Source organism: Pseudomonas sp. H3_E07 (assembly GCF_054668895.1).
Genome location: NZ_CP162795.1, coordinates 4,400,472 through 4,425,664, shown reverse-complemented (window position 1 = coordinate 4,425,664; position 25,193 = coordinate 4,400,472). Strand labels below are relative to the sequence as shown.

General features: G+C 61.0%; 23 protein-coding genes. 9 read left to right on the top strand and 14 right to left on the bottom strand.

The features are described from left to right. The first annotated feature begins 37 nt into the window (after positions 1-37). On the top strand, positions 38-904 hold the full coding sequence (locus AB4O08_RS20345) for a DUF6279 family lipoprotein (RefSeq protein ID WP_198831693.1): 867 nt from the start codon (positions 38-40) through the stop codon (positions 902-904). Here the strand turns inward: AB4O08_RS20345 and copD are convergent. From copD to AB4O08_RS20320, 5 genes are all read right to left on the bottom strand, one after another. Further along, complete coding sequence (gene copD, locus AB4O08_RS20340) at positions 901-1,755, bottom strand: copper homeostasis membrane protein CopD (RefSeq protein WP_198831694.1); 855 nt, start codon at positions 1,753-1,755, stop codon at positions 901-903. The two genes, AB4O08_RS20345 and copD, sit on opposite strands and share 4 nt — an antisense overlap. Next, positions 1,752-2,138 carry a copper homeostasis periplasmic binding protein CopC gene (gene copC, locus AB4O08_RS20335; protein ID WP_010208629.1) on the bottom strand — a complete coding sequence of 129 codons (387 nt, stop codon included), beginning with the start codon at positions 2,136-2,138 and terminating at the stop codon, positions 1,752-1,754. The genes copD and copC overlap by 4 nt, the downstream gene beginning before the upstream one ends. Positions 2,139-2,188: 50 nt before the next feature. Next, entirely contained in the window at positions 2,189-3,004 is an 816-nt protein-coding gene (locus tag AB4O08_RS20330; protein ID WP_010208628.1) for a copper resistance protein B, read from the bottom strand. Positions 3,005-3,014: 10 nt separating this feature from the next. After that, entirely contained in the window at positions 3,015-4,721 is a 1,707-nt protein-coding gene (locus AB4O08_RS20325) for a copper resistance system multicopper oxidase (protein WP_021490883.1), read from the bottom strand. Between the two features lie 127 nt (positions 4,722-4,848). Continuing rightward, positions 4,849-5,238, bottom strand: coding sequence for a hypothetical protein (locus tag AB4O08_RS20320; protein ID WP_010208626.1), 390 nt, complete (start codon positions 5,236-5,238; stop codon positions 4,849-4,851). Positions 5,239-5,391: 153 nt separating this feature from the next. Between AB4O08_RS20320 and AB4O08_RS20315 the strand changes: the two genes are divergently transcribed. Then, entirely contained in the window at positions 5,392-5,667 is a 276-nt protein-coding gene (locus tag AB4O08_RS20315) for a hypothetical protein (RefSeq protein ID WP_010208625.1), read from the top strand. A 50-nt stretch (positions 5,668-5,717) separates the two neighbouring features. On the opposite strand, the gene AB4O08_RS20310 is transcribed toward AB4O08_RS20315, so the two are convergent. Beyond that, on the bottom strand, positions 5,718-7,064 hold the full coding sequence (locus AB4O08_RS20310) for a DEAD/DEAH box helicase (RefSeq protein ID WP_106120373.1): 1,347 nt from the start codon (positions 7,062-7,064) through the stop codon (positions 5,718-5,720). Between the two features lie 193 nt (positions 7,065-7,257). Between AB4O08_RS20310 and AB4O08_RS20305 the strand changes: the two genes are divergently transcribed. Then, on the top strand, positions 7,258-8,556 hold the full coding sequence (locus AB4O08_RS20305; protein WP_021490884.1) for a mechanosensitive ion channel family protein: 1,299 nt from the start codon (positions 7,258-7,260) through the stop codon (positions 8,554-8,556). A gap of 31 nt (positions 8,557-8,587) precedes the next feature. Here AB4O08_RS20305 and AB4O08_RS20300 read toward each other — a convergent pair whose 3' ends face one another. The 3 genes from AB4O08_RS20300 to AB4O08_RS20290 form a co-directional block, all read right to left on the bottom strand. After that, entirely contained in the window at positions 8,588-9,454 is an 867-nt protein-coding gene (locus AB4O08_RS20300; protein ID WP_460114309.1) for a carboxylate/amino acid/amine transporter, read from the bottom strand. A gap of 202 nt (positions 9,455-9,656) precedes the next feature. Then, positions 9,657-10,256 (bottom strand): FMN-dependent NADH-azoreductase, encoded by a 600-nt coding sequence (locus tag AB4O08_RS20295; RefSeq protein ID WP_010208620.1) that lies wholly within the window; start codon positions 10,254-10,256, stop codon positions 9,657-9,659. A 139-nt stretch (positions 10,257-10,395) separates the two neighbouring features. Next, positions 10,396-10,710, bottom strand: coding sequence for a hypothetical protein (locus AB4O08_RS20290; protein WP_029529072.1), 315 nt, complete (start codon positions 10,708-10,710; stop codon positions 10,396-10,398). Between the two features lie 49 nt (positions 10,711-10,759). Between AB4O08_RS20290 and AB4O08_RS20285 the strand changes: the two genes are divergently transcribed. The 5 genes from AB4O08_RS20285 to aqpZ all read left to right on the top strand — a co-directional run bounded on the left by AB4O08_RS20285 (position 10,760) and on the right by aqpZ (position 15,974). Further along, positions 10,760-11,683, top strand: a complete 924-nt coding sequence (locus AB4O08_RS20285) for a LysR family transcriptional regulator (RefSeq protein WP_010208617.1) — start codon at positions 10,760-10,762, stop codon at positions 11,681-11,683. 14 nt (positions 11,684-11,697) lie between these two features. Next, positions 11,698-12,501: an alpha/beta fold hydrolase gene (locus tag AB4O08_RS20280; RefSeq protein ID WP_460114308.1), complete on the top strand. Its 804-nt coding sequence runs from the start codon at positions 11,698-11,700 to the stop codon at positions 12,499-12,501. Between the two features lie 3 nt (positions 12,502-12,504). Further along, a complete protein-coding gene (locus tag AB4O08_RS20275; protein WP_010208614.1) occupies positions 12,505-13,068 on the top strand; it encodes a peptidylprolyl isomerase A in 564 nt (187 codons plus the stop codon). Between the two features lie 79 nt (positions 13,069-13,147). Next, complete coding sequence (locus AB4O08_RS20270) at positions 13,148-14,980, top strand: ABC transporter ATP-binding protein (RefSeq protein WP_010208613.1); 1,833 nt, start codon at positions 13,148-13,150, stop codon at positions 14,978-14,980. 292 nt (positions 14,981-15,272) lie between these two features. Next, positions 15,273-15,974: an aquaporin Z gene (gene aqpZ / locus AB4O08_RS20265; protein WP_460114307.1), complete on the top strand. Its 702-nt coding sequence runs from the start codon at positions 15,273-15,275 to the stop codon at positions 15,972-15,974. 119 nt (positions 15,975-16,093) lie between these two features. On the opposite strand, the gene AB4O08_RS20260 is transcribed toward aqpZ, so the two are convergent. Then, complete coding sequence (locus AB4O08_RS20260; protein ID WP_010208611.1) at positions 16,094-17,218, bottom strand: GNAT family N-acetyltransferase; 1,125 nt, start codon at positions 17,216-17,218, stop codon at positions 16,094-16,096. 283 nt (positions 17,219-17,501) lie between these two features. Between AB4O08_RS20260 and AB4O08_RS20255 the strand changes: the two genes are divergently transcribed. Further along, the gene (locus tag AB4O08_RS20255) at positions 17,502-18,824 is read left to right on the top strand and encodes a putative porin (protein ID WP_256454557.1); all 1,323 of its coding nucleotides are present in this window, start codon (positions 17,502-17,504) and stop codon (positions 18,822-18,824) included. Between the two features lie 107 nt (positions 18,825-18,931). On the opposite strand, the gene AB4O08_RS20250 is transcribed toward AB4O08_RS20255, so the two are convergent. From AB4O08_RS20250 to hrpA, 4 genes are all read right to left on the bottom strand, one after another. Continuing rightward, entirely contained in the window at positions 18,932-19,177 is a 246-nt protein-coding gene (locus tag AB4O08_RS20250) for an anti-sigma factor family protein (protein WP_010208608.1), read from the bottom strand. Continuing rightward, entirely contained in the window at positions 19,171-19,785 is a 615-nt protein-coding gene (locus AB4O08_RS20245; protein WP_010208606.1) for an RNA polymerase sigma factor, read from the bottom strand. Before AB4O08_RS20245 ends, AB4O08_RS20250 begins: the two co-directional genes overlap by 7 nt. Positions 19,786-19,802: 17 nt before the next feature. Further along, a complete protein-coding gene (locus AB4O08_RS20240) occupies positions 19,803-20,924 on the bottom strand; it encodes a beta-ketoacyl-ACP synthase III (protein ID WP_010208605.1) in 1,122 nt (373 codons plus the stop codon). Between the two features lie 351 nt (positions 20,925-21,275). Beyond that, entirely contained in the window at positions 21,276-25,187 is a 3,912-nt protein-coding gene (gene hrpA, locus AB4O08_RS20235) for an ATP-dependent RNA helicase HrpA (RefSeq protein WP_256454556.1), read from the bottom strand. Positions 25,188-25,193: the final 6 nt, after the last annotated feature.

Sequence of the window (25,193 nt, the reverse complement as noted above, 5' to 3'; positions counted from 1 at the left end):
TTCACATGTGATAACCCACTCTGCGAAGGACCCGCCCATGCTGCGTCGGCTCAAATTACTGGTGGTATTACTGACCCTGAGCCTGGTGCTCGCCGGTTGCAATCGCGTGGGCCTCGCCTATCGTAACCTGGACGTGATCATTCCCTGGACCCTCAATGACTACCTGGACATGAACGCCGGGCAGAAGAGCTGGTTCAACGACACACTCAAGGAACACCTGGCCTGGCACTGCACCACGCAATTGCCGGGCTATCTGGACTGGCTGGATCGCCTGCAACGGATGGCCGACGACAACCAGGTCACCGACGCCGCGCTACAAGCCCGTACCACCGAAGCCAAACTGGCCATCGACGAAGTCGCCCGTGAGATCACGCCGTCGGCCATCGAACTGCTCCAAGGCCTGGACGATCAGCAGGTCGGGGACATGAGCGCGGCCCTGGCCAAGGACTTGCGCAAGCGCCAGGACGAATACCTCAAGCCGCCCCTGGCCCAGCAGATCAAGGAGCGCGCCGAGCGCATGAACAAGCGCCTGGACGCCTGGATCGGCCCGCTCAGCGCCAGCCAGCAGAACCGTGTGACGGCCTGGTCCATCGCACTGGGCGAGCAGAACCAGGAATGGATCGGCAACCGCGCCCGCTGGCAGGCGCAATTTATCGATGCCGTGCAACAGCGCAAAAACGCCGATTTCCCGCAGAAAATGCAGCAGTTGCTGGTGGACCGCGAAAGCCTGTGGACCCCGCAATACCGCACCGCCTATGCAAAAACGGAAGCCGCGGCCCGCAGCCTGATTGTCGACGTGATGGCCGAAAGCACCGTGCAACAACGACAGAAGCTCACCCAGAAAATCGACAAGGTGCGCAGCGATTTCCAGGCGCTTAAGTGCCTGAAGAGCGTGCAGCCCTAGCGGGGAGCCAAGGTCCCCAGCCAGGCTACCAGCCCCAGGATCAAAACCGCCGCCCCAAACTCCAGGGTGATGCTGCGACGCAAGGCTTGACGTGCCGCTCGGTGGTCACCCGCCGCGAGGGAGCGCTGAAGCAGGGGCGTCAAGTGCGAGCGATTGAGCGCCGCCAGCCCCAACATCAAGCCGAAAGCCCCCAACTTCAAGCACAACAGGATTGCGTAGACACCGCCGGTGATGCCATCCAGGTTCGGCCCGACCACAAACAGATAATTCGCCACGCCCGTACCCATCAGTACCGCAACGAAGACCACACCAACACGCTCGAAGCCCATCAATGCGTGTGCCAACACCGGCACTGCCTGCTCAGACGCACTCGTTAGCATCAGGCCGAACGCCGCCAATGCCCCGACCCAGCCCGCCGCAGCGAGCAGATGCGCACTGTCGCTTAGCAAATGCCACCCCCCCAACGAGCCCTCATGCATCACGCCATGCCCAGCCCACGCCAGCGTCACCAACGCGACACCGCCGAACAAAGTGGCCAATCGGATACTGAGCACAACCAGTACCAGCGCCGCAATGCGCAACCACCAAGTCCAGCCCAGCTCGGTCTGCCAGAGCATCATCTGCAGGTGCATCCACAGTGTTGGCCAATCCTCGGCGCCACTCATGGCCTGGGTCATGGACAGCAGCGACGCCAACGACAGCAGCACCCCCAGCCCCACCAACCTCCGCAGCAACGGCTTCAGATTCAGCAACCTGCTGTCTGCATACAGGCCAAACAGCCCCAGGCCAAACACCAGCATCAAGTCCAGATACAGCGCGAAACGCAGTAACACCGCGACCAGTTCACTCATGGCTGGACGCTGAACACCACGTTGCCAAGGATCGGGTGCGTGTCGGACGATACGGCGCGCCAATCAACCCGATAGGTCCCGGTCGTCAGTGTGGAGGCCGGTTTGATCAACATCACCTTAGGATCGCTACTGGCCGCGACACTGGCCTTTACCGGCATCGGAGAATGGGGCATGCCGGGCATATCGGTCATGATCAGCTTGGCGCCGGAGAACTGCGTCAACAGGTTTTCTGAGAAACGCAATTCAATCACTGCCGGTGCCGCGCCCTGGGCACCGGAGTCTGGCGTGGACGACAACAACTTCGGATGGGCCGAGGCCCCCAGGCTGATGATCACACCGGCCGACAGCACAACGCCCGCCAGGGCGGTTTTAAACATCGACATGCAAGGCTCCAGGCCGCTCATGGCGGCGAGTTATAGGAAAAATAAAAACGTCAGAACCACAAGCGCATACCCACGACCCAGCGCACCTGGTTCGTGTCTTCGCCGTCATCTCGGGCGTATTGCGCGGTTTGGCCGTAGCTGCGATGCCATGTCACGCCCACATACGGCGCAAATTCGCGGCGTACTTCGTAACGCAGTCTCAGGCCTAACTCACTGTCCGACAGGCCCGAACCGACGCCGCGCTGCGGATCATTGCGTCCATAGAAGTTGAGTTCGGCGGTGGGCTGCAGGATCAGCCGATTAGTCAGCAGGAAGTCGTAATCGCCCTCCAACCGCGCAGCGGTACGCCCAGACTCACCGACAAATACCGTGGCTTCGGCTTCAAAGTTGTAAAGAGCCATGCCCTGGGCGCCGAACGCCGCCCAGGTCTGGCCGTCCCCTGGTTTGAAGTCCTGGCGCACGCCGCCGACCACGTCCCACCAGGGACTGATGGCATGCCCCCACAACGCCTGGGCTTCGGCGCTTTCGGTGCGACCGGCACTGCGCTCGCCTTCACTGCGTAGCCATAGGCGATCGATATCACCACCGACCCACCCCTTAATATCCCAGTTCAGCGCGCCGTCGCCCTCGCCGCCCTGCCATTCCAACTGGTTGATCAGCAGCAGCGAGTTGATGCCATGGTCGTGGACACGGTGCCCACCGGGCGCGTTGTAGACCGCAGCACGATCAGCGTCAGTCAACACGGGAATCGGTGTGCGACTTTCGGTGAGCGCCGGTGTCGCTGGGCTCATGCCTTGGAACTCGTCGGCCTGCGCCAGCGGAGCAAACGCCAGCGCAAGCAAAACAGGTGAAATTCGACGGCTCATGCTTGCGTCCTCATTCATGCACGCGCACCTCACGGAACATGCCCATTTCCATGTGGTACAGCAGATGGCAGTGGTAGGCCCAACGCCCCAGCGCGTCGGCAGTCACTCGGTAGCTGCGCCGTGAGCCCGGGGGCATATCGATGGTGTGCTTGCGCACCTGGAACTGGCCGTTTTCATCTTCCAGATCACTCCACAGACCGTGCAAGTGAATGGGGTGACTCATCATCGTGTCGTTAACCAGCACCAGCCTGACCCGCTCTCCATAGGCCAGTTGCAACGGCTCGGCATCGGAGAACTTCACGCCATTGAAGGACCAGGCGAATTTCTCCATATGACCGGTGAGATGCAGTTCAATCGTGCGACTGGGATCGCGCCCGTCAGGGTCCTCAAAGGTGCTGCGCAGGTCGGCATAAGTCAGGACGCGCCGGCCGTTGTTGCGCAGGCCGATGCCGGGGTCGTCGAGCTTGGGCACCGGGCTCATGGCCTGCATATCCACCAGCGGGTTGTCTTGCTCGCTGGCAGGGTGGGCCTGCATCGACATGGCACTGTGATCCATGCCCGCCATATCCGGCATGTCCGCCATGGCACCGTGGTCCATGCCGCCCATGCCCATGTCGTCCATGGTGATCCAGGGTCGCGGATCCAGTGCCGGTACGGGGGCCGTCGCCCCGGTTTGTCTGGCAAGCGTGCCGCGGGCATAACCACTGCGGTCCATTGACTGGGCGAACAGCGTGTAGGCCTCGGCCGTCGGCTCGACTAATACATCGAAGGTCTCCGCCACGGCGATACGGAACTCGTCGACACCCACCGGCTGCACGGGCTGGCCATCGGCGGCTATCACGGTCATCTTCAGCCCCGGAATGCGCACATCGAAGTAGCTCATTGCCGAGCCGTTGATAAAGCGCAAACGGATTGTCTCGCCCGCCTGAAACACACCCGTCCAGTTGCGCTCCGGCGGCTGGCCGTTAAGCAGGTAGGTGTAGGTCTCGCCGCTGACATCGGCCAGGTCCGTGGGGTTCATCTTCATCTGCGCCCACATCAGGCGATCGGCAATCGTGGCCGACCAGCCTTGCTTGCCCACATCCCGCACGAAGTCGCCCATGGTGGGCTTGTGCAGGTTGTAGTAGTCGGACTGTTTCTTAAGGGTTTTCATCAAGGCGACAGGGTCTTCGTCGGTCCAGTCCGACAGCATCACCACGTAGTCGCGCTGGTAGGTGTAGGGCTCGGGCTCTCTCGGGTCGATCACCAGTGGGCCATACACGCCCTGCTGTTCCTGGAACCCGGAATGGCTGTGGTACCAGTAAGTGCCGTGCTGCTTGACCGTGAATTGGTAGACAAACACGCCCCCCGGCTCGATACCCTTGAAGCTCAAGCCCGGTACGCCGTCCATATTCGACGGCAGGAGAATGCCGTGCCAGTGGATCGACGTCGGTTCGGCCAAGCGGTTTTTCACGCGCAAGGTCACGGTGTCACCTTCGCGCCAGCGCAGCAGCGGGCCGGGCAGGCTGCCGTTGATCGTCAGCGCAGTGCGGTGGCGGCCGGTGAGGTTGACGGGGGTTTGGTCGATGAACAGATCAAACTCGGTGCCTGCCAGCACCGTGGGTTCGCCCGGACTGGTCACGGCCCAGACCGGGCTGCGCCAAAGGCCGAGCCCGCCCAGCAAGCCACCGGCAGCCAGGCCTTTGACGAAGGTACGTCGGGTAGTGTTGGAGTGCATGCCGATTCAATTCCATGAGTTGAATGGCAGCAGAGTAGGCAGGGCTGGCTGTCAGCCAGCTTAGCGACAGATTACCGATCTGACAGTTTCGCCCCGACGTTGCGACTGTGCCAGGGCGTGACGTCGATCAGGCGATCTGAGCCTTGGAAGCCACCTCGGCAAAGGTCGCCGGGTCCAGCGCATCGGGCTGCTCATCCAGCACCTGGCGCGGGTGGTCATTGCCCGGGATCGAACTGTCGATCAGCGCCAGCAACTGCGCGCCCAGCGGGGTCAGGATGAAATTCTCGCCATTGCCGCCCTCGTCTTCAGGGCGCGACTCGATAAACCCGCGCTTGAACAGCAGCGCTTCATAATCCGCAGCCGTCTTCTTGAGCGCGTCCAGATTGCCGGTGGACTCGCCCGCCGTGGCCTTCTCGGCCGCTTCCTGCTCGGCGTATTTGCGCGGAGCGAAACTGCCCTCGCCGTTCTGCACTTCGTGCAGCAGACGTTCGATCAGATCCCAGTTGTAAGTCGTCATCCTGATTCCTCCTGCGGGCGGATGGAAGGTAGCCCGTTAAAGGTGTGACCCGCCGCATCACTGGCCGTTCAGCCCAGGAGACGAGCGTCATTCCCGTGAACTTTCCGGGTATCGGCGACCTCCACTGAATATCCCTGCCAAGGAGGTCCACCCATGAAAACCCTGATGAACCTGACGCTCGCGGCCACATTGTTGGCCGCCCTGCCCGCCTGGGCCTGTACGCCGGACGAGGCCACGGCCAAGCGCGAGCAACTGGCCCAGGAAGTGGCCAAGTTGACCGAGCAGAACCCGACCAAGGCCAAGGAAATGAACGATGAACTGCAGAAGATGGACCTGGACACCGAAAGTGCGGAATTCCCCGACAAGTGCCAGTTGATCGACGCTCGTCTGAAGGAACTCAAGGAAGCAGCGGCCAAGGCCAAAAACTGAAGGCATAAAAAAACCGGACAATTGTCCGGTTTTTTCACATCACTCAAGCCTTATTCGGCAGCCGGGGCTTCCGGCTTGCGGCGCTTGAGAGGCGCCATGCCGTCCTTGCTGACGAGCGACAGGTTGTCGGTCTTCGGCCGATTGGCGATCTTGCGCTTGGTCGGCGACTTGACGCCGGTTTTCTTCTTGTCACCCTTGGCGTCGGTCTTTTTCTTCTTCACGCCCACGGCCTTGCCCGACGCCTTGACCTTCTTCGGCCCGGTGTAGGTGCCTTTGACTTCCTTGATGGTGCGGCGCTCGAACGACTGCTTGAGGTAACGCTCGATGCTCGACATCAGGTTCCAGTCGCCGTGGCAGATCAGCGAGATGGCCAGGCCATCGTTGCCGGCACGCCCGGTACGGCCGATACGGTGTACGTATTCGTCGCCGCTGCGGGGCATGTCGAAGTTGATCACCAGGTCCAGGCCGTCGACGTCCAGGCCGCGGGCGGCCACGTCGGTGGCTACCAGGATCTTCACGCCGCCAGCCTTGAGGCGGTCGATGGCCAGTTTGCGGTCCTTCTGGTCTTTCTCGCCGTGCAGCACGAATGCCTTGTATTCCTGGGCCACCAGGCGGCCGTAGATGCGATCGGCGGCGGCGCGGGTGTTGGTGAACACGATGGCTTTCTGATAGGTCTCATTGGCCAGCAGCCAGTTGAGGATCTGCTCTTTGTGCACATTGTGATCGGCGGTGACGATCTGCTGGCGCGTGGTGGCGTTCAGGTCGCTGACGTTGTTGACCTGCAGGTGCTCAGGGTTGTTCAGCACCTTGGCGACCATCTCACGCAGGGTCGAACCGCCGGTGGTGGCGGAGAACAGCATGGTCTGCTGGCGATTGACGCACTCGCTCACCAGACGCTGGACGTCGTCGGCAAAGCCCATGTCGAGCATGCGGTCGGCTTCGTCCAGCACCAGCACTTCGACTTCCTTGAGGTCGAGGTTGCCGGCGTTGAGTTGCTCGATCATGCGGCCTGGGGTGCCGATCAGGATGTCCGGCACCTTGCGCAGCATGGCGGCCTGGACCTTGAAGTCTTCACCGCCGGTAATGATGCCGGACTTGATGAAGGTGAACTGCGAGAAGCGCTCGACTTCCTTCAGGGTCTGCTGAGCCAGCTCGCGGGTCGGCAGCAGGATCAGGGTCTTGATGCTCACGCGAACCTTGGCCGGGCCGATCAGGCGGTTCAGCACAGGCAGGACGAAAGCGGCGGTCTTGCCGCTACCGGTTTGAGCTGTCACCCGCAGGTCACGCCCTTCGAGCGCGAGCGGGATGGCCGCTGCTTGCACAGGCGTAGGCTCGACAAATTTAAGCTCGGCCACGGCTTTGAGCAGGCGTTCGTGCAGGGCGAATTGGGAAAACACGGGTGCTACCTCGAAGAAATACAAAAAATCAGCTGCATAGGTTACCGGTTTCGGGCGTCCAAACCGAGTTTCTTTACGCGAACAGTGCTAATCAGCCGCTTTTTTGTCAGGGCATTTGTCCATGTCATCAACTTTGTTGCACTTAAATGCTCTAATCGCCCCGTGTTGTCTTATAGAAGAATCGGTTTCACCCATGGATATCAAACAGCTCTGGCTCAACGTCCAAGACCTCTGGGGCGCCCTCGACGAACACCCGCTGCTGCATGCCAGCCTCGGCTTGCTGGTGTTGCTGGTAGTGGCCCTGTTGCTCGGACGAGTGGCACGTTACCTCATCCTCCATGCCGTCAAACTGCTCGGCCGGCAACCGGCGCTGCACTGGCTCAACGACCTGCGGCACAACAAGGTCTTCCATCGCCTGGCACAGATGACGCCGTCCTTGGTGATCCAGTTTGGCCTGTACCTGGTGCCCGACCTGAGCAAGACCGCCATCCTGTTCATCGGCAACGTGGCCCTGGCAATCACCATCCTGTTCCTGGTGCTGGCCACCAGCGCCCTGCTCAATGCCCTGCTGGATATCTACGCTCGCACCGAACACGCGCGCACCCGCTCGATCAAGGGCTACGTGCAGTTGGCGAAGATGGTGCTGTTCGTGTTTGGCGCGATCATCATCGTTGCCACCCTGATCGATCGCTCGCCACTGTTGCTGCTCTCGGGCCTTGGCGCCATGTCGGCGGTGATCCTGTTGGTGTACAAGGACACGCTGTTGTCGTTTGTCGCCAGCGTGCAACTGACCAGCAACGACATGCTGCGGGTCGGCGACTGGATCGAAATGCCCCAGGTCGGCGCCGATGGCGACGTGGTAGACATCACCCTGCACACGGTCAAGGTGCAGAACTTCGATAAGACCATCGTCTCCATCCCCACCTGGCGCCTGATGTCCGAGTCGTTCAAGAACTGGCGCGGCATGCAGGCTTCCGGCGGACGACGGATCAAACGCAGCCTGTTCATCGATGCCAGTGGCGTGCGCTTTTTGCGCGACGACGAAGAGCTGCGCATGACCCAGGTGCACCTGCTGACTGACTACATCGGGCGCAAGCAGGCCGAGCTCAAGGCCTGGAACGAAGCCCAGGGCCACAGCGCGCAACTGTCGGCCAACCGCCGGCGCATGACCAACCTCGGCACCTTCCGCGCCTACGCCCTGGCGTACTTGAAGAGCCACCCGGACATCCAGCCGAACATGACCTGCATGGTGCGCCAGATGCAAACCACCGCCCAAGGCGTGCCGCTGGAGATCTACTGCTTTACCCGCACCACGGCGTGGGCGGATTACGAGCGTATCCAGGGGGATATTTTTGACTACCTGCTGGCGGTATTGCCGGAATTTGGCTTGAGCCTGTATCAGCAGCCGAGTGGGAATGATTTGCGTGCGGGGGTGTTGCCGGCGGTGTTGGGGGCCAGTCATTTGCCGGCCATCGAACAGCATTCAAGTTAACAGCGCTTACCGGCTTGCTCCTGCAAGGGCGTCAGCGTGGCGCTGACGCCTTGCGCACACCCAACCGACTCATCCACACCGCCGCCAAAATCACCAACCCGCCCAAGGCCAACCGCCCTAGCGGTTCGTGTTGGTTCCAGATCAGCAAGTTGAGCAGCAAGCCCACCGGTACATGTAAGTTGTTCATAACCGCCAGGGTGCCGCCCTGCACCAGGCAGGCGCCCTTGTTCCACCAGTACATGCCCAGCGCAGTACTGACCAACCCAAGGAACACCAGCACGCCCCATTGCAGCGGCGCATCGGGCAGGAAGTTGGCCTTGCCGAACAGCAGGAACGCCGGCAGTACCACCAACAAAGCACCCAGGTAGAAGTAGCCAAAGCGCCGGTAATGCGGCAGATCGCTCGGATAGCGCGCCACCAAGTGCTTGTACATCACCTGCCCGGCGGCGTAGGTGAAGTTGGCCAACTGCAGCAGCAGGAAGCCGCCGAGAAAGTGCGGGGTGATCTGGTCGAAGCGGATCACCGCTGCGCCCGCCACTGCCACCAACGCGGCGATCAGTGCCCAAGGGTTAAAGCGACGGTTGAGGGCGTCTTCGATCAGGGTCACGTGCAACGGCGTGAGGATGGTGAACAGCAGCACCTCCGGCACCGTGAGCACGCGAAAGCTCAGGTACAGGCACACGTAGGTCACCCCGAACTGCAGCGCGCCAATCACCAGCATGCCACGCATGAAGGCCGGCTCCACCGAGCGCCAGCGGGTCAGCGGGATGAAGATCAACCCAGCCAGCACCACGCGCACCAGCACGGCGAAGTAGCTGTCGACGTGACCGGCGAGGTATTCGCCGATCAAGCTGAAGGAAAATGCCTGAATCAGGGTGACAACCAGTAAGTAGCCCATGCGCGCCTCGTTTCGAATGGGCGGGACATTAAAGGTTTTCGGCGGTTGAAGAAACTCGGGGCAAAAAAACCCGACCTCGCTAAAGCGGCAGTCGGGCAGGAGCACTCAGGAGCAGAAAGTGCAAAGGGAGGTCTGTTACGCGTACTTGAAGGGTTTGCGTGGCACTAGATAACCATCGCGGGATTATCTGACGATTAACGGATCAGGCGACCTGGGCCAGCAGCGCTTTGGCGTGGTTGATGCCCTTCTCCTGGAAGTCACCACTGAGGTTCACCCCTTCGGCGTGGATGAAGGTGACGTCGTGAATCCCGATAAAGGCCATGACCTGGCGCAGGTAAGGTTCCTGGTGATCGGAGCTGGCACCGGTATGGATGCCGCCGCGCGCCGTGAGCACGATGGCACGTTTGCCGGTCAGCAGGCCCTGTGGCCCGGTGGCGGTGTATTTGAAGGTCACACCTGCGCGCAGCACGTGATCCAGCCATGCTTTAAGGGTGCTGGGGATGGCGAAGTTGTACATCGGTGCGGCCATCACCAGAACGTCGGCGGCCAGCAGTTCGCGGGTCAACTCATCGGAGCGGTCCAGGGACGCCTGCTCGCTGTCGTTGCGTTGATCCGCGGGCTTCATCCAGCCGCCGAGCAGGTTGGCGTCCAAGTGTGGGACCGGGTTGAGGGCCACGTCACGCACAGTGATCTGATCAGCCGGATGGGCGGCCTGCCATTGGCTGATGAATTGCTGGGTCAGTTGGCGGGAAATCGAATCCTGCTGGCGGGCGCTGCTTTCGATGATCAGAACATTGGACATGGCGTTGTAGGCTCCATCAGAAGTTGCTGTAAGGCGATGGAGTGAAGATTAAACATAGCCAATTCGATTAAAAAGCGCAAAAAACTGCTATAACCCATCTATAAATTTGTTTATAAGCGGAGCATGCTCCGCTGCTCGGTTACTTCTGCGCACACGACAGGGCGATCCGCATCTTGATGATGGCGCGGTTGAACTTGACCGTGGTGTTGGTGCTTTTGCCTGCCGGCACCGTGACCGTACGGCGACGCGGCGATTCCGGGCCGTTGGTGAAGATTACCGAGCAGACCGCGTCTTGCTTGCCGTAGTTATTGAGTTGAATCGAACTGATATCGCCGTCCACGTCGGAGGCGGTGTAATCGATGCTGACGCCGTCGATCTTTTTGGTCACGTCGATGGGGTAGGCAAATGCGCTCAGCGGCAGCAGTGCTAGCAACACACAACAGAATTTTCTCATTCGGCAGTCTCCAATAAGGACTGTCAGCTTAGGACAAGAGGAACCCATCTTGAAAGCGCCCCGCGTTACCCTCGATCAATGGCGTACGCTGCAAGCCGTGGTCGACCATGGCGGCTTCGCCCAGGCGGCTGAAGCGCTGCACCGTTCGCAGTCTTCGGTGAGCTACACCGTGGCCCGCATGCAAGACCAACTGGGCGTGCCGCTGCTGCGCATCGACGGGCGCAAAGCGGTACTCACCGACGCCGGTGAAGTGCTGTTGCGCCGTTCCCGGCAACTGGTGAAAAACGCCAGCCAGTTGGAAGACCTCGCGCACCATATGGAACAAGGTTGGGAGGCCGAGGTGCGGCTGGTGGTGGATGCGGCCTATCCGAACGCACGCCTGGTGCGTGCGCTCACCGCGTTCATGCCGCAGAGCCGGGGTTGCCGTGTGCGCCTGCGTGAAGAGGTGCTGTCGGGGGTCGAAGAGTTGCTGATGGAAGGCGTAGCCGACCTGGCGATTTCCGGTTTCAGCATCCCGGGTTACCTGGGCACGGAAATGAGCGATGTGGAATTTGTCGCCGTGGCACACCCCGAGCATTCCTTGCACCGTTTGAATCGCGAGCTGAGCTTTCAGGACCTGGAAAGCCAGATGCAAGTGGTGATCCGCGATTCCGGCCGTCAGCAACCCCGGGATGTGGGTTGGCTCGGCGCCGAGCAACGCTGGACCGTCGGCAGCCTGGCCACCGCCGCCGCCTTCGTGGGCAGCGGCCTGGGTTTTGCGTGGCTGCCCCGACACATGATCGAACGCGAACTCGCCGAAGGCGTGCTCAAGCAACTCCCCTTGGAACAGGGCGGCAGCCGTCACCCCACGTTCTTCCTGTACTCAAACAAGGACAAACCCCTGGGGCCCGCCACGCAGATCCTTGTGGAACTGCTGCGCACCTTTGACACCGCCCCGCTGGACGCGCCTTTCGCCGCCCCTCAGCAAGCCTGAAACGGAGTTCATGCATGGCCTGGTTCGACCACGAAGGATGCAGCCTGCACTATGAGGAATACGGCCACGGTACGCCGCTGATCCTGATCCACGGCCTGGGCTCCAGCAGCCAGGATTGGGAGCTGCAGATTCCAGTGTTGGCCAGGCATTACCGCCTGATCGTGGTGGATGTACGGGGTCACGGACGCTCGGACAAACCGCGAGAACGCTACAGCATTCAGGGCTTCACCTTGGATTTGCTGGCGCTGATCGAACACTTGGACCTGCCAGCCGCCCACGTGGTGGGCTTGTCCATGGGCGGCATGATCGCATTCCAACTGGCGGTGGATGAACCCGCACAGGTCAAGAGCCTGTGCATCGTCAACAGCGCACCGGAGGTGAAGGTGCGCAGTGCCGATGACTACTGGCAATGGGCTAAACGTTGGAGCCTGGCACGTGTATTCAGCCTGGCCACCATTGGTAAGGCGCTGGGCGACCGCTTGTTTCCCAAGCCGCAGCAGGCCGACCTGCGCCGCAAGATGGCCGAACGCTGGGCAAAAAACGACAAACGTGCTTATCTCGCCAGCTTCGATGCAATCGTGGACTGGGGCGTGCAGGAACGACTTTCCAGAATCACCTGTCCAACCCTGGTCATCAGCGCCGACCATGACTACACCCCTGTGGCGCAGAAAGAAAACTATGTAAAACTGCTACCCAATGCGCGACTGGTGGTGATCGAGGATTCCCGCCATGCCACGCCCTTGGACCAACCCGAAGTCTTTAACGCAACCTTGCTCGATTTTCTAAAGACAGTCGAAACCACTACCCAGGATCACTGACCCATGCTGAAAAAAATCGCCTTCTTTGCCGGTTCTGTTCTGTTCGCCGCCAACCTGATGGCCGCCGAGCCAGCCAAGGCGCCCCACGTATTGATCACCACCACCAATGGCGACATCGAGATCGAACTGGACCCGGTCAAAGCGCCGATCAGCACCAAGAACTTCCTGGCCTATGTCGACAGCGGCTTCTACACCAACACGATCTTCCACCGCGTAATCCCAGGTTTCATGGTCCAGGGCGGTGGTTTCACCCAGGCAATGACCCAAAAGCCAACCAAGGACCCGATCAAGAACGAAGCCAGCAACGGCCTGCATAACGTACGTGGCACCCTGTCCATGGCGCGCACCAATGACCCGAACTCGGCCACCAGCCAATTCTTCATCAACGTCGCCGACAATGCCTTCCTCGACCCGGGTCGTGATGCCGGTTACGCCGTATTCGCCAAGGTGGTCAAGGGCATGGACGTGGTTGATGTGATCGTCAATTCGCAGACCACTACCAAGCAGGGCATGCAGAACGTGCCAATCGATCCTGTGTACATCAAGTCGGCCAAGCGCATCGACTGAGGTAGCAGGTAGTTCCGCGCGCAGCCCACAAGGCCGCGCGCGCATTTGAAAGGAGAGCCCGCCACGCGGGTCATACCTAATGCTCTATCGTCGTTTTGAACAACTGATCGATATTTTCCGCGACGCCCCCAGCGCCGCCCCGCCCGACAAAGTCCTGCCTTTCTACCTCTACTACCTGCGCCAGGTGTGGCCGCACTTCGCCGCCTTGCTGGTGGTGGGCCTGATCGGTGCACTGATCGAAGTCGCGCTGTTCAGCTACCTGAGTCGCATCATCGACCTGGCCCAGGGCACGCCGCCCGCAGACTTCTTCCAGGTTCACAGCACCGAGCTGATCTGGATGGCCGTGGTCGCCTTGCTGCTGCGCCCGATCTTCGGCGCCCTGCATGACCTGCTGGTGCACCAGACCATCAGCCCCGGCATGACCAGCCTGATCCGCTGGCAGAACCACAGTTACGTGCTCAAGCAGAGCCTGAATTTCTTCCAGAACGATTTCGCCGGGCGTATTGCCCAGCGCATCATGCAAACCGGCAACTCCCTGCGCGACTCTGCGGTGGCGGCGGTGGATGCGATCTGGCACGTAGCGATCTACGCCATCAGTTCCCTGGTGCTGTTTGCCGAAGCCGACTGGCGTCTGATGATCCCGCTGGTGACCTGGATCATTTGCTACGGCCTGGCGCTGCGCTACTTCGTGCCACGGGTGAAGGAACGCTCGGTGATTTCTTCCGAAGCGCGCTCCAAATTGATGGGCCGCATCGTCGACGGCTACACCAACATCACCACCTTGAAGTTGTTCGCCCATACCCGTTATGAGCAGGAATACGCCAAGGAAGCGATCATCGAGCAGACCGAAAAAACCCAGCTGGCCAGCCGCGTGGTGACCAGCATGGACATCGTGATCACCACCATGAACGGCCTGCTGATCGTCACTACCACCGGCCTGGCGCTGTGGTTGTGGACGCAGTCGCTGATCTCGGTGGGCGCGATTGCACTGGCCACCGGTTTGGTGATCCGTATCGTCAACATGTCCGGCTGGATCATGTGGGTGGTCAACGGCATTTTCGAAAACATCGGCCAGGTGCAGGACGGCCTGAAGACCATCGCCCAACCACTGGCCGTGATCGACCGCGACAATGCCCCGCGCCTGAGCGTGCCCCATGGCGAAGTGCGCTTCGAGCAGGTGGATTTCCACTATGGCAAGAAGAGCGGGATCATTGGCGGCCTCAACCTTGAGATCAAGGCCGGTGAAAAGATCGGGTTGATCGGCCCGTCCGGTGCGGGCAAGTCGACCCTGGTCAACCTGCTGCTGCGCCTCTACGACCTGCAAGGTGGGCGCATCCTGATCGACGGCCAGAACATCGCCGACGTCGCCCAGGAAAGTTTGCGCGAACAGATCGGCATGATCACCCAGGACACGTCGCTGCTGCACCGCTCGATCCGCGACAACTTGCTGTACGGCAAACCGGACGCCACCGATGAAGAACTCTGGGCCGCCGTGCACAAGGCGCGCGCCGATGAGTTCATCCCGCTGCTGTCGGACTCCGAGGGCCGCACCGGACTGGACGCGCATGTCGGTGAGCGCGGGGTAAAACTCTCCGGCGGCCAACGCCAACGTATCGCCATTGCCCGCGTGCTGCTCAAGGACGCGCCCATCCTGATCATGGACGAAGCCACCTCCGCGCTGGACTCGGAAGTGGAAGCCGCCATTCAGGAGAGTCTGGAAACCCTGATGCAGGGCAAGACGGTGATCGCAATCGCACACCGGTTGTCGACCATTGCGCGAATGGATCGCCTGGTGGTGCTGGAGAAAGGCCAGATTGCCGAGAGCGGCAGCCACGCCGAATTGCTCGCCCATGGCGGGCTGTATGCGCGGTTGTGGCAGCATCAGACGGGTGGGTTTGTCGGTATCGACTGACAATTCCGAGCTTATACACAATCAAAAATGTGGGAGCGGGCTTGCTCGCGAATGCGTTGAATCAGTCAAGACATCCAGTGACTGACACTCCGCATTCGCGAGCAAGCCCGCTCCCACATTCGCTCAGCGCCAGGCTTGCGAACTCATCGGACCCTGGCGCTTTTTCATGCCCTGGATTTGTGCCGCAACCGTGCTGTAATCAGTGCAGTGCCCAGACGGGCGCTGAAGTAAATCTGCAGGGAGCATCACTGATTTACAGATCCGGTAGAGCGATCTATCAAGGACGGGTTGCATGTCTTTGTTCAAGCGTTCACTCACAGAGGGGTTAGGTACGTTTTGGTTGGTGTTGGGCGGTTGCGGGAGTGCGGTGTTGGCCGCAGCGTTTCCTGCAGTCGGGATCGGGTTGTTGGGTGTGTCCCTGGCATTCGGGCTCACGGTGCTGACCATGGCGTTCGCCATCGGGCATATCAGCGGTTGTCACCTCAACCCGGCGGTGTCGGTAGGGCTGATCGTGGGCGGACGGTTTCCGGCCAGGGAACTGCCGGCGTACATCGTGGCGCAGGTGGTCGGCGGTACGATCGCCGCTGCGCTGCTGTATTTCATTGCCAGTGGTAAACCGGGGTTCGAACTGGCGTCGGGCCTGGCGTCCAACGGCTATGGCGAGCACTCGCCCGGCGGTTATTCGATGGTGGCGGGGTTTGTCTGTGAGCTGGTAATGACCGCCATGTTCGTGGTGATCATCCTCGGCGCCACCGACCGCCGTGCCCCGCCGGGCCTTGCGCCCATCGCCATCGGCCTGGCGCTGACACTCATCCACTTGATCTCCATTCCCGTGACCAACACCTCGGTCAACCCGGCCCGCAGTACCGGTCCGGCCCTGATCGTCGGCGGGTGGGCGATCCAGCAATTGTGGATGTTCTGGCTCGCGCCGATCCTGGGCGCGGTAATCGGTGGTGTCACCTACCGCTGGCTGGGCAAGGAGGAACCGACCTAGCCCACTCTGCAGGAGCGAGCGTGCTCACGAAAAACGTCAAGGATAACGCGGGCGGTCTGGTTTTACGTGGGGTCTTGGTTCTTCGCGAGCAAGCACGCTCCTACAGCGGGCCCCGAGCGTTACACCTGCCGATAAGGCAGGGCCGTCCTCGCCTCCTCGGCATACGCCACGATCCCCACCCGCTCGCGCTCGAGGAAATCCTCCACGGCATTCTTCAAACCCGGATGGCGCAGGTAGTGCCATGACCGTGTAATCACCGGCTCAAACCCGCGAATCAACTTGTGCTCACCCTGGGCCCCCGCGTCGAAGCGTTGCAGGCCGTGGGCAATGGCGTAGTCCATACCTTGATAGAAACAGGTTTCGAAATGCAGGCGGTCGAACTCCGCCAGGCAGCCCCAGTAGCGACCGTAGAAACTGTCGCCGCCGATCAGGCTGAAGGCCATGGCCACCGGGCGTGCGCCTTGTTTGGCCAGTACCACGCGGATCGCTTCGGGCATGCGCTCGGCCAGCAGGCTGAAGAACGCGCGAGTCAGGTAGGGCGATTGACGGCGGATAGCGTAGGTGTTGGCGTAGCAGGCGTAGACAAAATCCCACTGCGCCTCGCTCAGTTCGTGGCCGCGCAGCCACTCGAAGTCGATGCCCTGCCCCGCCACTTGTTCGCGCTCTTTGCGCATCTGTTTGCGCTTGCGCGAACTCAGCGCATCGAGAAAGTCCTGGAAGTCGCGGTAACCCCGGTTCTGCCAGTGAAACTGACAGCCCAGGCGCTGCAGCCAGCCCGGATGTTGGGCCAGCGCGGCGTCGGCCAGCTCGTCAGTGAAGTTGATGTGAGCACTGGAGAGGCCTTCAATTTCCAGGTAACCCGGCAGGCTTTTCAGCAGTTCGAAACCCTCGTCTGCACTCGCCGCCAGCAGGCGTGGCCCACTGACCGGACTGAAAGGCACGGCAGTCAGCAACTTAGGGTAGTACTCAATGCCAGCCCGCTCGCAGGCATCCGCCCAACCGTGATCAAACACATATTCGCCGTAGGAATGCCACTTGCGGTAACTGGGCAGCGCCGCCACCAGCCGATCGCCCTCCCAATGCAACAAATGCTCCGGCTGCCAACCCGATTGCGGGCCCAGGCTGGCGCTGTCTTCCAATGCGCTCAGGAACGCGTGCCGCACGAACGGCTGGGCCTGTGGCACCAGTGCATCCCAGGTTTGCGGGGCGATTTCGGACAGGCTGTCCAGGCGTTGCAACGGCATCGGCATCCTCACTGGTTTGGGGCGTGAAAGCCTGGCGAGTATCGCTGATTGCCGGCCTTGGCACACCCCCGTTTCGCGCGACAAGGCACTAAACCAATAGTTCCGAACATGAAAAATTTGTCATCTAGATGACATCACTTCGCCACTGCTCCGTCATAAACGATCGTGATACTGACGCCTGTTTTTAGAGCGCCTGGTTCTACCCGGCGGCTATTTTTCCGTCCGTCATCGGTCGGTTGTGTCCTGGATGGTTAGCCATCCCTCCTCACTTTCGGAGATTGATATGCGTCTTGCTTCCACTAAAACTGCGGCGGTTCTGTGCGGCGGCCTGTTACTGGCCCTGAGCGTTCCAGCCAGCGCTGCAGTCGACGCTAAATTGCTCGACATGCTCAAGGCCAACGGCCAGATCACCGCAGCGCAGTACACCGAACTGCAAAGCGAACTGGCCAAAGACCAGAAAGAACAGCAGATCGCACGGCAAGCTCAACAAGAGACCAACGAACAGATCGCGGCCACCGCGAAGAAAACCAACGAGCTGAGCAGCTTCGACCAGAAGCTGGCCTGGGCGGCCAAGACTCAGTTCAAGGGTGACGTACGTTTCCGCCAGGAAAACGTGAAGATCCAGGGCGAATCCAACAATGGCGGCCGCGACAAGGACCGTCAACGCATCCGTGCCCGCCTGGGCGCCTACACCGAGATCAACTCGCAAGTCGACACGGGCATCCGCATTGCCACCGGCAGCAGCGACGATGCTCGTTCGACCAACCAGGACCAGGACAACTACTTCGACAAGAAGTCGATCTGGCTGGACCTCGGCTACATCGACTATCACCCGGACCAGATCAAGAACCTGCACGTGATCGGCGGCAAAATGCTGCAACCGTGGGTGAGCATGGGCGACGTCATCTGGGATAGCGACATCAACCCTGAAGGCCTGGCCCTGACTTACAAATACCCACTGGGCAGCAGTGCCGAGCTGTTCGGCAGCCTCGGTAACTACAACCTCAAGGACAACGTCGACGGCGACGGCGTGCAATTCCGCCACGACCTGCGCCTGACCTCAGGCCAGTTGGGGACGCGCTTTTCGGTCACCGACAACCTGAAAATGACCCTGGGCGGCAGCGTCTACGCCTACCAGAACGACAAGGACAGCCGTTGCACAACCACCACCACGCCTTGCGCACTGGCGGTCAACGGTAACTCGGCCGACAACCAGTTCCGTTTGTATGAAGGTTTTGCCCAAGCCGACATCGGCGGCCTGGCAGTACCGCTGGCGTTCTACGGCCAGTACGTGAAAAACAACGATGCCGTGACCGACCAGGACACCGCCTGGCTGATCGGCGCCAAGTCCAAGGTGTTCGGTTTCAACCTGGACTACAACTACCGCGACATTCAACGTAATGCCGTGGTGGGTGCCTTCACCGACTCGGACTTCGCCAACGGCACCACCGGTTCGCGCGGGCATAAGATGAAGGTCAGCTACGACATCGACAAGAACTTCGCTCTCGGTGCCACCTACTTCCTGACCAAGGCCGACTACGCCAGCCGCACCCAGCGTGATGCGAACACCAACACCCTGCAGCTCGATGCAGAAGCCAAGTTCTAACGCTCAGTGTTGAAAACCTTGGGCCAGGACGGCCCGAGGTGGCAGAACCCGTCTTGCGTGGGTGGATCGCTCCCCATCATCCGTTCGCTCTACCCACGCGAGCCTGCTTATTCCCCGTCTTTGTGATGCTTGAGCCGCTCGTCAGCCAGACGCTGCGCCAAGGCCTCCACACCCTCTACCGGCTCATCCGGCATGATCTTCAGCGTCGCCTGCATCAGGCGCATCTGGCGGATAAACCGGCGACAGTTCGGGCAGAACATCAAGTGATGACGCACCAGCAGACGCTCGCGAAAGGTCAATTGCCCATCGAGATAGTCACTGGAACGTGCCACTTGTTCTTTACAGGTCAACATTCGCCCGTTTCCTCAAAATGCTCCACCGTGGCGAAGACTTTAAGCCGCGCTCGATGCAACAGCACACGGACATTGGAGAGCGACAGCGTCAGAAGATTACAAATCTCTTCCAACTCCAGCCCCTGGCGCTCACGCAACACCAGCACGCTGCTTTGCAACTCAGACAAGCTCAGCAACGTATGCTCCAGGCATTTGCGCAGTTCATCCTCGGTCAGCAGGGCTTCCGGGGTGTCCTGGTGCCAGGCGTAGGGGGCAACGGCCCAGTGACCATCATCGGGGGAGAAACGGTCATCACCAAGCGTACCGTGGGGCGAAGGCAGGTCGTCGAGCAACACTTCGCGACGATTCTGCTTGTAGCGTCCTTTGGCGGCGTTGGCGGTGATGGTCAGCAGCCAGGTCTTGAGGCTGGAACGCCCTTCGAACTTGGCCAGGTTGCGCACCACCGACAGCCAGGCGTCCTGCACGACTTCGTCGGCGTGACGCTGGCCGACGATGGCGTAGGCCACCGCCCGCATGGCGCTTTGGTAGGTGGTGACCAGTTCCTTGTAGGCCCGCTGCTCACCCTTGAGCAGCCGTTCAAGCAGGTGCGCGTCGTCCGCTGCTGCCATTCAAGACCTCGATTGTCTTAGCGTTTGCGCAGGATCACGCTACCGATTGAATAGCCCGCGCCAAACGAGCTGAGCACCGCCACGGAGCCCTTGGGCAAATCATCCTGATAGGTGTGGAAGGCGATCACCGAGCCCGCCGAACTGGTATTGGCGTAAGTATCGAGGATCACCGGCGCTTCTTCCACCGAGGCTTCGCGGCCCAGCAGTTTCTTCACGATCAGGTGGTTCATGCTCAGGTTGGCCTGGTGCAGCCAGAAGCGCTTCACATCGGCCACGTTCAGCTGGTTTTCTTCCAAATGCACACCGATCAGCTCGGCCACCATCGGGCACACGTCGCGGAACACCTTGCGGCCTTCCTGCACGAACAGCTTGTCCGGCGCGCCGATGCCTTCTTCCGCGGCGCGGTTGAGGAAGCCGAAGTTGTTGCGGATGTTATTGGAGAACTTGGTCAGCAGCTTGGTGCTCACCACGTCGAACTGATGCTCGGAAGTCGCCAGGTCGGCGCGCTCCAGCACCACGGCCGTTGCCGCGTCACCAAAGATGAAGTGGCTGTCGCGGTCGCGGAAATTCAGGTGGCCGGTGCAGACTTCCGGGTTGACCATCAAGATCGCCCGCGCCTGGCCCAGCTGGATGCTGTTGGCCGCGTTCTGGATGCCGAAGGTGGCCGAGGAACACGCCACGTTCATGTCAAAACCAAAACCTTCGATACCCAGGGCCTCCTGGACTTCAATGGCGATGGCCGGGTAGGCACGTTGCAAGTTGGAGCAGGCGACGATCACCCCGTCGATGTCGGCGGCGGTCTTGCCCGCGCGTTGCAGTGCTTGTTCGGCGGCGCCGACGGCCATCTGGCAGAGCACCGACCATTCGTCGTTGCTGCGCTCGGGAAGGCGTGGGGCCATGCGCTGCGGGTCGAGAATGCCGTCCTTGTCCATCACAAAGCGGCTCTTGATGCCCGAGGCTTTTTCGATGAAGGCTGCGCTGGATTCAGTCAGCGGCTGCACGTCACCGCGCTCGATGGCGGCGGCGTTGTCGCTGTTGAACTGATGCACGTAGGCATTGAAAGACTGCACCAGCTCTTCGTTGGAGATGCTGTTGGCCGGGGTGTACAGGCCAGTGCCGCTGATGACGACGTTATGCACGGTCGTTCCTCTAAATCTGTCAGGCAGAAGATATTGGTACCGTCGTACCAAACTATAAGTAGTTCGATCCCGCCCAGCGGACATCAAACTGGCATCGCTTTATTCCATCGCGTCGCAGCCCTTCACGACGATCCCGGCATTTATAACCGCGAAGTTTGCCACAAACCCAGGGTTTTGGCGCCATATCCCCAATAAACACTGCATTCACCGAAGCACCCTAAATCGAGTGTGGGGGCGGGCTTGCTCGCGAAGGCGGTGAGTCAGTCGCTACATGTATGGCTGACACACCGCCTTCGCGAGCAAGCCCGCTCCCACATTGGACCTGCGTCGTCCTTGAGACCGGGAACGATCTCAGGCCTCCACCAAACTCCACTGTTTACTCAGGCGCTTATCGGAAATCGGCACTTTGGTGCCCAATTGCTGAGCAAACAACGACACCCGGTATTCCTCCAACCACCAGCGATAGAGCTCCAGCTGAGGATCGCGCTTGCCTTCCTGGGCATGCTTTTTCAGACGGTTTTCGTAGTGCGTCCACAAGCCGGCCAGTTCGCCGCTCCACACCCGGTCCTTTTGCACCTGGCTCGGCAGTTTCTCCAGGCGCAACTCGATGGCCTTGAGGTAACGCGGCAACTCCTTGAACCAGTGCGCCGGGGTTTCCCGCACGAAACCTGGGTACACCAGGTGGCTCAGTTGCTGCTTGATGTCGTTCAGCGCCACGGCTTGGGCGAGGTCGATCTTGCCTTTGAAGCGTTTTTGCAGGCCGTGCCACAGTTTCAGCACATCCAGGGTCAAGCGCGCCAGGCGCTCGGCGTGTTCGGTCCAACTGCCGCGCTTGCGCTCGGCCAAGGCAGCCAGACCGGCACCATCACGCGGCAGGTTGGTTTCGCCTTCGAGTACGCAGGTGTCGAGGCTGGCCAGCAGGATGTCTTCTACCAACGCATCGATGCGGCCCAGCTCGCGGTACATCAGGCCCAGCTCAGTCAAGCCCGGCAATTTGCCGCGCAGGAATTTTGCCGGTTCTGCCAACTGCTGCATCAGCAGGCGTTGCAAGGCGCGGCGATGTTGGAATTCAGCTTCGGCAGCGGTGGAGAAGCGCCCCTCTTTGACCGTGCCGCCTTCTTCCACCAACGCCGGATACACCGTCATCGACAGCCCGGCGATCTTCTGCTGGGTCTTTTCCGCCACCGCCGCAAACACTTTGGCTTCAACCGGCTGTTGGCTTTTCGCGGTTTGCGGCACCGCCAACGCTGCCTGGCTGGCCTCGGCAAAACGCGCGGTCAGTTCGGCCAGGTCGCGGCCTTCACCCAGGAACGTGCCCTGGCCGTCGACCACTTCCAGGTTCATCTTCAGGTGGCTTTCCACCTGCTGCGCGGCTTCGGCCCAGGCTTCATCGCTGACCCGCGCACCCGTCATGCGCAGCAACTCGCGCCCCAGCGCCTGGGGCAACGAACCCTGGCCGAACTCGATGCGTTGCAGCGCGGCCTTGACGAAGTCCGGCACCGGCACGAAGTTTTTGCGCAGCGCCTTGGGCAGGTTGCGCACCAGGGCAATGCACTTGGCTTCGATCACCCCCGGCACCAGCCACTCCAGACGCTCGGGTGGCAAGGCCGGCAGCAACGGTGCCGGCACGCGCAAGGTCACGCCATCACGCGGGTGGTTGGGCTCGAAGTGGTAACTCAACGCCAGTTCGAGGTCACCCAGGTGCAGGGTGTCCGGATAATGCGCGGCGGTGACTTCACTGGCTTCGCGGGCCAGCACGTCCTCTTCGCGCATGATCAGCAGTTGGGGGTCTTTCTGGCTGTTGATTTTGTACCAGCTGTCGAAGGTCGCAGTCTGGTGGATCTCCGCCGGCAACCGCGCGTCGTAGAAGGCATACAGGGTTTCTTCATCCGCCAGAATGTCACGACGGCGCGCCTTGGCTTCCAACTCGTCGAGCTGTTCCAGCAGTTGCTGGTTGGCCGTGAGGCACTTGGCCCGCGACTGGATCTCGCCACGCACCAGGCCCTCGCGGATAAACAGCTCGCGGGACACCACCGGGTCAATCGGACCGTAATGCACCGGGCGACGCCCGACCACAATCAGCCCGAACAGCGTGATCTGCTCAAAGGCCACGACCTGCCCACGCTTCTTCTCCCAGTGGGGTTCGAAGTGGTTTTTCTTGATCAGGTGACCAGCCAGCGGCTCGATCCAGTCGGCGTCGATCTTGGCGACCATGCGCGCATACAGCTTGGTGGTTTCCACCAGTTCGGCGGTCATCAGCCATTGCGGGCGCTTTTTGCCGATGCCCGACGACGGGTGAATCCAGAAGCGGCGCTGACGCGCGCCGAGGTAATCGCCGTCTTCGGTTTTCTGGCCGATCTGGCTGAGCAGCCCGGACAACACCGCCTTGTGCAGTTTCGGGAAGTCCGCCGGCTCTTTGTTGACCGTCAGCTGCATGTCGCGGCAGATCAGGCTCAACTGACGATGGGAATCGCGCCACTCGCGCAAGCGCAGGTAGTTGAGGAAGTTCTTGCGGCACCAGTTGCGCAGCGGGCTGGCGGTGAGTTCCTGGCGCTGCTCTTCAAAGCCGCGCCATAGATTGACCAGCCCGGCAAAGTCCGAATCCGGATCTTTCCACTGTGCGTGAGCCTGATCCGCGGCTTGCTGGCGTTCCGGCGGACGCTCGCGCGGGTCCTGGATCGACATGGCGCTGGCGACGATCAGTACTTCCTGCAAGCTGCCGAGCTTGGCGGCTTCCAGCAGCATGCGGCCCATGCGCGGGTCCACCGGCAGGCGTGCCAATTGGCGACCCAGTGGCGTGAGCTGGCTGTTGCGGTCCACCGCCGACAGCTCTTGCAGCAGGTTGAAGCCGTCGCTGATGGCCTTGCCGTCCGGCGGTTCGATAAACGGGAAATCGGTGATCTCGCCGAGGCGCAGGTGCAGCATCTGCAGGATCACTGCGGCGAGGTTGGTGCGCAGGATTTCGGGATCGGTAAACTCCGGACGCCCGATAAAATCCTCTTCGCTGTACAAGCGCACACAAATGCCCGGCTCGACCCGGCCGCAACGGCCTTTACGCTGGTTGGCGCTGGCCTGGGAGATCGCCTCGATCGGCAGACGCTGCACCTTGGCGCGGTAGCTGTAACGGCTGATGCGCGCGGTGCCGCTGTCGATCACATAACGAATGCCCGGCACGGTCAGCGAGGTTTCCGCAACGTTGGTCGCCAGCACCACGCGACGCCCCGGGTGGGATTGGAAGATGCGCTGCTGTTCGGCTGGCGACAGGCGCGCATACAACGGCAGGATTTCGGTGTGCTTGAGCTGGGCCTTGCGCAGCATCTCGGCAGCGTCACGAATCTCACGCTCTCCCGGCAGGAACACCAGCACATCGCCGGGGCTGCGCCGTTCGCTGCGCTCATAGGCGGCGATTTCATCCAGGGTGGCGAGGATCGCCTGGTCAACGGTCAAGTCGTCCTCGACGCGGTTGCCTTCTTCATCCTGTTCCAAGGTCAGCGGGCGATACCAGGTGTCTACCGGGAAAGTACGGCCCGACACCTCGACAATCGGCGCATCGTCGAAATGCTTGGAGAAGCGCTCCAGGTCGATGGTCGCCGAGGTGATGATGACCTTCAGGTCCGGGCGACGCGGCAGCAGGGTTTTCAGGTAGCCCAGCAAGAAGTCGATGTTCAGGCTGCGTTCGTGGGCTTCGTCGACAATGATCGTGTCGTAGCGTTCCAGGTAGCGATCGTTCTGGGTTTCCGCCAGCAGGATGCCGTCGGTCATCAGCTTGATCAGGGTATTGGAGTCACTCTGGTCTTCGAAGCGCACCTGATAGCCGACCAGCGCGCCCAAGGGCGTGGCCAGCTCTTCGGCGACGCGGCTGGCCACGCTACGCGCGGCAATCCGGCGTGGCTGGGTGTGACCGATCAGGCCGAACTGGCCACGCCCGATTTCCAGGCAGATCTTCGGTAACTGGGTGGTTTTACCCGAACCGGTCTCGCCAGCAATGATCAGCACCTGGTGCTTGTTCAGCGCCTCTTTGATTTCATCGCGCTTGGCCGCGATCGGCAAGCTGTCGTCATAACGGATCACCGGCAGGCTGGCACGCCGCGCCGTGACCTGGGCGCAGGACGCCTGCATGCGCGCAACCCATTGCGCCAACTTTTCCTCGTCGGGCTTCTTGCGCAACTCAAGCAGCTGCCGCCGCAAGCGGTGGCGGTCGGCGAGCATGGCGTGGTCGAGGTTGTTCAGCAATTGGTCGATAGCGGGCGCTTGATCAGTCATCAGGTA

Bases quoted from the DNA above. Each gene is read 5' to 3' on its own strand.
- AB4O08_RS20345 (WP_198831693.1), top strand. From the start codon at position 38: ATGCTGCGTCGGCTCAAATTACTGGTGGTATTACTGACCCTGAGCCTG.
- copD (WP_198831694.1), bottom strand. From the start codon at position 1,755: ATGAGTGAACTGGTCGCGGTGTTACTGCGTTTCGCGCTGTATCTGGAC.
- copC (WP_010208629.1), bottom strand. From the start codon at position 2,138: ATGTCGATGTTTAAAACCGCCCTGGCGGGCGTTGTGCTGTCGGCCGGT.
- AB4O08_RS20330 (WP_010208628.1), bottom strand. From the start codon at position 3,004: ATGAGCCGTCGAATTTCACCTGTTTTGCTTGCGCTGGCGTTTGCTCCG.
- AB4O08_RS20325 (WP_021490883.1), bottom strand. From the start codon at position 4,721: ATGCACTCCAACACTACCCGACGTACCTTCGTCAAAGGCCTGGCTGCC.
- AB4O08_RS20320 (WP_010208626.1), bottom strand. From the start codon at position 5,238: ATGACGACTTACAACTGGGATCTGATCGAACGTCTGCTGCACGAAGTG.
- AB4O08_RS20315 (WP_010208625.1), top strand. From the start codon at position 5,392: ATGAAAACCCTGATGAACCTGACGCTCGCGGCCACATTGTTGGCCGCC.
- AB4O08_RS20305 (WP_021490884.1), top strand. From the start codon at position 7,258: ATGGATATCAAACAGCTCTGGCTCAACGTCCAAGACCTCTGGGGCGCC.
- AB4O08_RS20300 (WP_460114309.1), bottom strand. From the start codon at position 9,454: ATGGGCTACTTACTGGTTGTCACCCTGATTCAGGCATTTTCCTTCAGC.
- AB4O08_RS20295 (WP_010208620.1), bottom strand. From the start codon at position 10,256: ATGTCCAATGTTCTGATCATCGAAAGCAGCGCCCGCCAGCAGGATTCG.
- AB4O08_RS20290 (WP_029529072.1), bottom strand. From the start codon at position 10,710: ATGAGAAAATTCTGTTGTGTGTTGCTAGCACTGCTGCCGCTGAGCGCA.
- AB4O08_RS20280 (WP_460114308.1), top strand. From the start codon at position 11,698: ATGGCCTGGTTCGACCACGAAGGATGCAGCCTGCACTATGAGGAATAC.
- AB4O08_RS20275 (WP_010208614.1), top strand. From the start codon at position 12,505: ATGCTGAAAAAAATCGCCTTCTTTGCCGGTTCTGTTCTGTTCGCCGCC.
- AB4O08_RS20270 (WP_010208613.1), top strand. From the start codon at position 13,148: ATGCTCTATCGTCGTTTTGAACAACTGATCGATATTTTCCGCGACGCC.
- aqpZ (WP_460114307.1), top strand. From the start codon at position 15,273: ATGTCTTTGTTCAAGCGTTCACTCACAGAGGGGTTAGGTACGTTTTGG.
- AB4O08_RS20260 (WP_010208611.1), bottom strand. From the start codon at position 17,218: ATGCCGTTGCAACGCCTGGACAGCCTGTCCGAAATCGCCCCGCAAACC.
- AB4O08_RS20255 (WP_256454557.1), top strand. From the start codon at position 17,502: ATGCGTCTTGCTTCCACTAAAACTGCGGCGGTTCTGTGCGGCGGCCTG.
- AB4O08_RS20250 (WP_010208608.1), bottom strand. From the start codon at position 19,177: ATGTTGACCTGTAAAGAACAAGTGGCACGTTCCAGTGACTATCTCGAT.
- AB4O08_RS20245 (WP_010208606.1), bottom strand. From the start codon at position 19,785: ATGGCAGCAGCGGACGACGCGCACCTGCTTGAACGGCTGCTCAAGGGT.
- hrpA (WP_256454556.1), bottom strand. From the start codon at position 25,187: ATGACTGATCAAGCGCCCGCTATCGACCAATTGCTGAACAACCTCGAC.